Origin of the sequence: Veillonella sp. ICM51a (assembly GCF_000524355.1) — a bacterium.
In the GTDB taxonomy this organism is placed as follows: domain Bacteria; phylum Bacillota; class Negativicutes; order Veillonellales; family Veillonellaceae; genus Veillonella; species Veillonella atypica.
The window spans coordinates 106,810-115,036 of the sequence record NZ_JAPX01000018.1 but is presented as its reverse complement, the minus strand read 5'-3'; the positions used below and the strand labels follow the sequence as shown (position 1 = coordinate 115,036).

At 37.9% G+C, this 8,227-nt stretch carries 9 protein-coding genes; 8 read left to right on the top strand and 1 reads right to left on the bottom strand.

Going from position 1 to position 8,227, the window contains the following annotated elements; genetic code table 11:
- The first annotated feature begins 108 nt into the window (after positions 1 to 108).
- Complete coding sequence (gene tnpA / locus HMPREF1504_RS02670; RefSeq protein WP_005380067.1) at positions 109 to 570, top strand: IS200/IS605 family transposase; 462 nt, start codon at positions 109 to 111, stop codon at positions 568 to 570.
- A 125-nt stretch (positions 571 to 695) separates the two neighbouring features.
- Here the strand turns inward: tnpA and HMPREF1504_RS02665 are convergent, their stop codons facing one another.
- On the bottom strand, positions 696 to 1,199 hold the full coding sequence (locus HMPREF1504_RS02665; RefSeq protein ID WP_232203314.1) for a BRO family protein: 504 nt from the start codon (positions 1,197 to 1,199) through the stop codon (positions 696 to 698).
- Between HMPREF1504_RS02665 and HMPREF1504_RS02660 the strand changes: the two genes are divergently transcribed.
- The 7 genes from HMPREF1504_RS02660 to mscL all read left to right on the top strand — a co-directional run bounded on the left by HMPREF1504_RS02660 (position 1,185) and on the right by mscL (position 8,142).
- Positions 1,185 to 1,517 (top strand): ImmA/IrrE family metallo-endopeptidase, encoded by a 333-nt coding sequence (locus HMPREF1504_RS02660; protein WP_232203313.1) that lies wholly within the window; start codon positions 1,185 to 1,187, stop codon positions 1,515 to 1,517. The genes HMPREF1504_RS02665 and HMPREF1504_RS02660 overlap by 15 nt on opposite strands.
- A gap of 400 nt (positions 1,518 to 1,917) precedes the next feature.
- Positions 1,918 to 2,115, top strand: coding sequence for a helix-turn-helix domain-containing protein (locus HMPREF1504_RS02655; RefSeq protein ID WP_038123187.1), 198 nt, complete (start codon positions 1,918 to 1,920; stop codon positions 2,113 to 2,115).
- Positions 2,116 to 2,202: 87 nt separating this feature from the next.
- The gene (locus HMPREF1504_RS02650; protein ID WP_038123185.1) at positions 2,203 to 3,144 is read left to right on the top strand and encodes a Dyp-type peroxidase; all 942 of its coding nucleotides are present in this window, start codon (positions 2,203 to 2,205) and stop codon (positions 3,142 to 3,144) included.
- Between the two features lie 138 nt (positions 3,145 to 3,282).
- Positions 3,283 to 4,782 carry a threonine synthase gene (gene thrC / locus HMPREF1504_RS02645; RefSeq protein ID WP_038123182.1) on the top strand — a complete coding sequence of 500 codons (1,500 nt, stop codon included), beginning with the start codon at positions 3,283 to 3,285 and terminating at the stop codon, positions 4,780 to 4,782.
- A gap of 80 nt (positions 4,783 to 4,862) precedes the next feature.
- A complete protein-coding gene (locus HMPREF1504_RS02640) occupies positions 4,863 to 5,750 on the top strand; it encodes a DMT family transporter (RefSeq protein ID WP_005377313.1) in 888 nt (295 codons plus the stop codon).
- A 109-nt stretch (positions 5,751 to 5,859) separates the two neighbouring features.
- Positions 5,860 to 7,554 carry an ATP-dependent endonuclease gene (locus HMPREF1504_RS02635; protein ID WP_038123195.1) on the top strand — a complete coding sequence of 565 codons (1,695 nt, stop codon included), beginning with the start codon at positions 5,860 to 5,862 and terminating at the stop codon, positions 7,552 to 7,554.
- A 120-nt stretch (positions 7,555 to 7,674) separates the two neighbouring features.
- Positions 7,675 to 8,142, top strand: coding sequence for a large conductance mechanosensitive channel protein MscL (gene mscL / locus HMPREF1504_RS02630; protein WP_005377370.1), 468 nt, complete (start codon positions 7,675 to 7,677; stop codon positions 8,140 to 8,142).
- Positions 8,143 to 8,227 lie beyond the last annotated feature (85 nt).

Genomic DNA, 8,227 nt, shown 5'->3' with positions numbered 1-8,227 from the left:
CTAAAACCACCCGCTATGCGGGTGCGGCAACGAAAGTTATACAAAAAAATCACCTTGCTTAAGTATAATGTAGGTGTTCAAGCCGCATTATATACAAAAGAATTTTATATGGCAACAAAGACACAGAGCCTTGCGCACACAAAATGGTTATGCAAATACCACATAGTATTTACACCTAAGTATAGACGTAAAGTTATATATAATCAATACAGAAATAGTTTACGTGAAATACTGAGACGTTTATGTGAATATAAGGGCGTCAAGATTATAGAGGGGGAGCTTATGGCAGATCATGTGCATATGCTAGTGTTAATTCCACCTAAAATATCAGTTTCATCTTTTATGGGATATCTAAAGGGTAAAAGTGCACTAATGATGTTCGATAAACACGCAAACTTAAAGTATAAATTTGGAAATAGACACTTTTGGTCCGAGGGATATTATGTAAGTACGGTAGGATTAAATGAAGCTACCGTAAAAAAATATATACGTGAGCAAGAGTTACATGACCAAATGAAAGATAAACTTAGTGTAAAAGAATATGAGGACCCTTTTAAGGGTAGCAAGTAATACATATCCCCTTTAAGGGGACCGTTACGAGTCAATGGCTATGCGGCTTGAACGTAGTGAAAGCCAGCGCCTTTAGACGCTGGCCTAGTACTACGGGCTTATAGCCCGTGAGCAAACCACCCGTTTTACGGGTGGTTCTGATTGTCTGTCCAAGAAAATGGGTGCAGATCAATTTGTAAGCGTAAGCTATCTTCTTTTTGCAATTCTAATTGCTCTTGCTTGTGAGTTTTTACCGCAAAATAAGTTTGAGTTAATGCGATTACCTCTTTACGCGGATCACCATTCATAGCGATTAAGTAACAAGCGTATCTAGAGAGTACTATATCTTGTATACTACGTTGTAAGTTAGCCCCAACATCTACCAATTTGTTGACGTCAACAAATTCGGATTGAACCACATGACCACTAGCTTCACAAGCATTTTTTGCCTTTTCAATAATTTTATAAAAATTTCGCCATTCGGAGTATTCAAGTATCCCTTGTAAATCCCTAGCATACCGATACTCATTACCTTCGTCATCAAGTTGTTTTATCGAATCAAAAGGCGATGTATATGAACTGAATATATACTTACTCAAATTGGCGTAGAATTCGAAGTTGTACCAAAACATGAAATGGGTGCGAAGCATGGAGAAACAATTCTAAGCGAAAACAGAATTCGTATTAGAGAGGATGTATATGAACGAGCTTGCAATGGTTATGGTCGCGATAGATTAACTATGGCACATGAATTAGGACATCTATTATTACATCGCGTAGAGACGATTACTTTGGCGAGAGAATATGGTGACATACCACCATATAAGGATCCTGAGTGGCAAGCGAATGCATTTGCGGGTGAATTACTAGCACCATATGAATATATTAAGGACATGAGCATAATAGACATAGCAAGTCATTATGGAATCACAGAAAAAGCAGCATCAATACAAAGAAGAAGAAAGTAAGGAGGTATTGATATGCTGACTATATGTATTCATTAACTTGATATGGGGACTTCTACATTTAGAGATGTGGAAGTCCTCTTTTAGTTAAAAAGATTTATTTGATTTATGTCAGACAAAATATATAGTATAGTTAAGGCAGACATAAGGAAGGAGGTGATGCCATTGAAGAAGTTAAGGAAGAAAATAAAAAAGTGGCTACCGATAATAACCGCGTTTATCCAGCTCGCAATAGCGATAATACAGTTATTAAATCAGTAACCACTGGGGCTCGAAAGAGCCCCACTCTTCCTAACTATTATAACAATGGCGAGCATATGATTTCAAGATTATCTTTAATAATTAGTATTATTGCTTTTGTGTTATCCGTTTATAATCTATTAGTAATATTAGGAGTTCTATAATGAAATTAGATGATGTAATGACTACACAAGAGGCGGCAGAACGCTGGAATGTTACTGCTGATTCTCTTAAACAAAACTGTAGGGGTCGTGTAAAGAATGGATTTTTAGAAGGAGAATTTAGGAAATCAGGGAAAATGTGGCTTGTCACTAGACAAGGTATGGAACGTCTATATGGTAAAGAAATAGAGTCTTTATAAATTTATTCTGATAAATATTGCATAGACAATAAATTAGTAATCACTTATGATTGGTATATAATACTATTTCTCATTAGGAGGTCCCCAATGGCAGTAGATGTATCCAGAACACAAGATGTATATAAAGATGCTGGTCAAAGTGTCAATTTCACAACATTATTATTAAATCGTAAAGATCGCGATGCAGAATTAGAAGTTATTCAAGATATGGCGGATCGCATTCAAGCCATTAAACGTTCTGTTAGTATTCGTGCTAATGGCGAAGGCTTGGGTATTGCTTTTGGCTTTAGCCGTAAAGCATGGGATTATTTATTCCCTAATGCACCTGTACCAAAAGAGTTAGAAGACTTCCAAGGTATTAAAGGTGATAAACAAGACGTGCCAGCTGTAGCGGCTGATTTGTTCTTACATGTACGTTCCAATAATGAATCTGTTACATATACTGTAGTGGATCAAATTATGGAATTCTTGCGTCCTATTACATCTGTAGTTGATGAAACTCATGGTTTCCATTATGAACAAGGTCGTGCTATTATCGATTTCGTTGATGGTACGGAAAATCCTGTAGGCCAAGAAGCAGTAGAGTGGGGCGTTATCGGTGATGAAGACCCTGAATTCACTAATGGTTCTTATGCATTTGCACAAAAATATGAACACGACCTTGATGCTTGGCGTGCACTTCCTACAGAAATGCAAGAAAAATTTATTGGCCGTCGTAAATTCAGCGATATTGAATTAGAAGATGATGAAAAAGATCCAGCAGCTCACAATGTAGTAGCTCAAGATAATCGCGATGACGAAGAACATAAAATCGTTCGTATGAATGTACCATTTGCACAACCTGGCCAAGGTGTGCGTGGCACATATTTCATTGGTTATGCTCGTTACTGGGATGTAACGAAAACAATGCTTACGAATATGTTCACACAAAACGACAAATTGCTCGATTACTCTAAACCTATTACGGGTATGTTGTTCTTTATTCCATCCCTTGATACATTGGATGCTATTGCAGAAGGCGAATTATAATCGTTGTAATTTTACGAAATAATTAATGATAAAATAATATGCAATAAAATCTATAGAAAGCGCCCTTTTGGGGCGCTTTTATGCTATAATTAGAGAATATTATTGATTCTGTAGAATTTTAGTTTGTAGAGGTTGCCCATGAATTATACAAGTACACGTGGCACTGTTGCCGTAAATGAAACATATGCATTATTACATGGTTTGGCAGAAGATGGTGGTTTATACGTACCAGCTTTATTTCCAACAAATTGCTTAAGCTATAACGACATTAAAGATAAACCGTACCAAGAGGTAGCTGCTGTTGTATTAGCAAAATTATTCCCTTGTTTCTCCGAAGAACATCTTAAGGAAATGATTAACTCCGCTTACAGCGATGTAAACTTTAGCACTCGCGATATTGCACCTCTACATTCTTTACTTGAAAAAGTATCCGTATTGGAATTATTCCACGGCCGTACACAAGCGTTTAAAGATATGGCGCTTTCACTATTCCCATATTTATTGGTAGCCGCAAAAGAAGCGGAAGGGGAAGATAAAGAGGTTCTTATCCTAACAGCTACATCTGGTGATACAGGCAAGGCGGCTCTTGAAGGGTTTAAAGATGTACCTGGTACGCATATTCAAGTATTCTATCCAACTGATGGCGTTAGCCCTATGCAAGCAGAACAAATGCAAAAGCAAGAAGGCGCTAATGTTAACGTAACGGCTATTCATGGCAACTTTGATGATGCTCAACAATTCTTGAAACGTTTATTCGTCGATGCAGATACAGCTAAAGAAGTAGCCGAAAAAGGCGTTATGTTCTCCAGTGCGAACTCCATTAACATTGGTCGTTTGGCACCGCAAGTGGTATACTATGTGAATGCTTATGCTGAGCTTGTTGCACAAGGTGCTATCCATGAAGATGAAGCATTTAATGTAGTGGTTCCAACAGGTAACTTTGGTAACATATTGGCTGCTTACTATGCTAAAAAGATGGGTATTCCTATCGGTAAATTGATCTGTGCATCCAATCAAAATAATGTGCTTACTGATTTCTTTAGAAATGGTACATACGATATGAATCGTCCGTTCTATACGACGATTTCTCCATCCATGGATATCCTTGAATCCTCTAACTTTGAACGTTTCTTGTACTATATTTCCGGTGAGGATAGTGAAAGAACAGCTCAATGGATGAAGGATTTGAAATCTACAGGCAAATTATCTGTCAATGAAGAAGAATTTAAACGTGTTCAAGCTAATTTCAGCGGTGCCTATGTAAATGATGAAGAAACAAAGGCCATTATTGAGCAAGTGTATAACTCCTATGGATATTTAATGGATCCTCATACCGCTGTTGCGATGGGCGCATATATGAAAGAATTAGAAGCACATCCAGAGGATGGTGCTCGTCATACGATCATCGCATCTACTGCACATCCATTTAAATTCCCAACACCTATTTGTGAGGCTCTTGATATTAAGGTTGGTTCTACCCCTTATGAAAGCTTAGATAATATCTCTGCTGTAACTGGTGTAGCATTCCCTAAACAATTGGCTGCGTTAAAAGCTAAATCGTTGCGCTTTACAAAAGCCATCGACAAAGAAAATATGAAACAAGAAATTCTAGATTTTGTTGATACATTCTCTAAATAATGATTGCCGCCTCTCCTTGTAGGGGCGGTTTCTTATTGTATTGGTTATCGATATATTGTATCGACGAGATAGGAGGATATATGGCAAAAAAAGGGTTAATCTATGCGCTTCTTTCGGCACTTTTGCTGAGCACTATGAATTTGTTCGTTAAGATGCTAGGATCGAATATTCCATCTGGAGAGATTGCATTCTTTCGCGGATTATTTGGCACCGTTGCAGTTCTTATCGTTATGTATATAAAGGGCATCCGCTTTTCCACGGAGGACCGAGGCTTGCTTGTTATGCGAGGTCTCTATGGCGGTTTTGGCATGGTGTGTAACTTTATAGCCTTGGTACATATGAAGATGTCTGATGCTACCATATTGTTTCAAACATCGGGTATTTTCGTGTTTATCTTTAGCGCCTTTTTCTTAAAGGAACGCGTTCCAAAGGGTGCTGGTAAATGGCTTATTCTAATCTTCATAGCCGTGATGGTGATGGTTAATCCGTTTAGCTATGGTGGATTTACCTGGTATGCACTAGTCGCTGTATTGGGTGCTGCTTTATCGGCCGCAGCATATACGACGATTCGCTCTATTAGTAAGCATGGTAAGCATAGTAATTTTGAAATTATGGCGTATTTCTTGATTACAGGTATGATTGCCGGTCTTGTGACGACCGATGGATTTGTAATGCCAGAAGGTCAAGAATGGCTCATTATTACTGCTATTGGCGGTATAACCGTAGTGGCTCAATTCTTCTTGACGGGTGCTTTTGTTACAACAAATGCTGTTGTAGCTCAATTCTTGCAATATGTAGGCGTCTTTATTAGCTCCTTCTATGGTTTTTTATTCTTTGGTGAAAGCTTATCCATCGAAACGGTAGGCGCTGGTATCGCCATGTTTGTGGCGTCCGTTATGTTGGCACGCTTAAAAGAGCAAAATGGTCCTATACGTGAAGGCAAGGTCATAGAGGAAAAAACAAAATAAATGTCGAATACTATATAAGTAGTATTGGTGCATAATCAAGATGCGACCATCAATTAGGGATATCATTGTATGGTTGCATCTTTTTGTATATTGTAGGAGTGTGATGGCTATGTTTATGGAGTGGATTAAAATTGAGAATTACCGTAATCTCGTAGATATTGAACTACACTTTCACAATGATATTAATTACTTCGTAGGCGAAAATGCAGTGGGGAAATCCAATTTTCTTGACCTCTTAGAGCAAATGATGAATGCCCGAGGTTTTCAAGAAAGTGACTTTGCTGATGTACATAGACCGATACGCATTGAGTGTAAAATGTCTTTTTCTGAGCTCGCTACATCATTTCAGGATATGCTTGGTCCAGAAGAGGGTATGTATCTACGCCTTGAACAAGTGGTACAAGAGGTATATCCACGACTCTATAAGATGGATGGAGAGAAATTGACACCGTTACCATTATCTATGTTGCGTCATACAATCTATATGTGTCATCGCGATACATCGGAGGCGGAACTTTATTCCATTCCTACATCGGTGTATATGGAACTGGGGAAACAGCTTGTTACCTATCTGCCTAAGACTGGATTGACATCAGATGATGCCATCACATTAGATAGCTTTATCAATGTAAGAATGGGGCTTGATCCCGAATGTGTTCTTAATATTCAGCGTCTTGTAGAACTGTTAACATCCTCTACAGAGGCAAATTTAATACGCAAGTATTCCATAGATAATGTACGGCTTATCATGGCGGTAGCGCTAAAGATTCTGGCACAAATATATATGAAGGTGCACAGTGCATCTACTAATTTAGAATCACTGCTCGTGTATGACAGTGAGGGCCGTCGATATTTACCGGTATTTATCAGTGTCGATGAACCGGAATTACATTTGAGTCCTTATTTGCAACGAGCCGTGCTCAGCTATTATCGTCAAATTGCAACCAATGAAAATGCTGAATTTTTAGCGTTAATTAAACAGCTATTCCAAATTGATGGCCTATTGGGTCAATTATTTGTAGTAACTCATAGTACCGATGCATTGGTAGACGATTATCGTCATATTATACGCATGTATCGTGATGAAACGGGTCTCGTTCGCGCTGCATGCGGGGTGACCTTTAAATTTGCTCGAGAAGTAGAGAAACATTTGATTATGCATTTCCCTGAAGCGAAGGAAGCCCTCTATGCACGGTGTATCATCTTGGTAGAAGGGGAAACTGAGTATGGTAGTTTTGCAGGTATGGCCAAAAAATTAAATGTAGATTTTGATTATTTTGGTATATGTCTTATCAATGCACGTGGAGAATCTTCTATTAGTAAGCTTCATAAATTATTTAAAAGCTTTGCCATTCCGACGGTAGCACTCTATGACAGAGATGTAATGGATAAGCATAGCAAGTCTCATGTTAATGTCTTTTACACAAATGAAATCTGTTTTGAAATGGATGTAGTATCCCATTTGATTCGACATCATCATCGGGATATATTGGATGCCATTATTCAAGATCTTATTGATACTGGGCGTGGTATGGTAACAAAGGATATGGCCCGTCGCGGTTTTGCTAAGTTAGGGCTTGATGATCATCAAGTGGTACAACGATGTTTGAAAAATATCAAGGCAAAGGATATAGATACATTATTGGCGTACTATTTCTCTTGGTTTTATAGCAATAAAGGTGTGATTGTAGGGCGTAGAATTGCCTACTATATACCGGATCATATGATTCCACCAGCCTTTATTGCGGTTATTGAACGGGCTAAAGTTTTATCTCTAGAATCATCTATTATGAAAATAGGATGATAAGCATATTAAAAACTTTCAATAAACTATATCGAAAAATGTTGACATAGATGCAGTTTTCTTTTATGATTAATGAGGTTAATTTTTCCGAACGGTATTAAGTGTGAGTAGGAGTTAAACATGAAGGAATTTATTAAAGAGTTTAAAGAGTTCGCTTTTAAAGGGAACATGATGGACCTCGCTGTAGGTATGATTATTGGTGCAGCTTTCACAGCATTAGTGAATTCTGTAGTTAGCAATTTGTTCATGCCATTAATCAGTGTGTTCACTGGTGGTATTGATTTTAGCAATCTATATTTGCCATTAAGTGAAGCGTCTAAAGAGGCATTTGTAAATGGTGCTGATATTGCAACAGCTCGCTCTGCTGGTGCTGTATTGCCTTACGGTACATTCATTACTGACCTCATTCAATTCTTAATCTTAGCATTCGTTGTATTCTTAATGATTCGCGCGTTGACGAAGCTAATGCAAAGTGCTAAGAAAGAAGCTGAAGAAGCACCAGCAACTACAAAAGAATGTCCATTCTGTAAAACAGAAATCAATATTGATGCAGTTAAATGTCCTAACTGTACATCTGATTTAAAATAATCAACACACTAAGAAAGAGTTCTAGAAGCATAATGCTTTTAGAACTCTTTTTTGTTGTAACTTAGCCCTGAGTTTTGGTAAATTT

Coding starts and splice junctions, on each gene's coding strand:
- tnpA (WP_005380067.1), top strand. CDS start 109: ATGGCAACAAAGACACAGAGCCTTGCGCACACAAAATGGTTATGCAAA.
- HMPREF1504_RS02660 (WP_232203313.1), top strand. CDS start 1,185: ATGGGTGCGAAGCATGGAGAAACAATTCTAAGCGAAAACAGAATTCGT.
- HMPREF1504_RS02665 (WP_232203314.1), bottom strand. CDS start 1,199: ATGCTTCGCACCCATTTCATGTTTTGGTACAACTTCGAATTCTACGCC.
- HMPREF1504_RS02655 (WP_038123187.1), top strand. CDS start 1,918: ATGAAATTAGATGATGTAATGACTACACAAGAGGCGGCAGAACGCTGG.
- HMPREF1504_RS02650 (WP_038123185.1), top strand. CDS start 2,203: ATGGCAGTAGATGTATCCAGAACACAAGATGTATATAAAGATGCTGGT.
- thrC (WP_038123182.1), top strand. CDS start 3,283: ATGAATTATACAAGTACACGTGGCACTGTTGCCGTAAATGAAACATAT.
- HMPREF1504_RS02640 (WP_005377313.1), top strand. CDS start 4,863: ATGGCAAAAAAAGGGTTAATCTATGCGCTTCTTTCGGCACTTTTGCTG.
- HMPREF1504_RS02635 (WP_038123195.1), top strand. CDS start 5,860: ATGTTTATGGAGTGGATTAAAATTGAGAATTACCGTAATCTCGTAGAT.
- mscL (WP_005377370.1), top strand. CDS start 7,675: ATGAAGGAATTTATTAAAGAGTTTAAAGAGTTCGCTTTTAAAGGGAAC.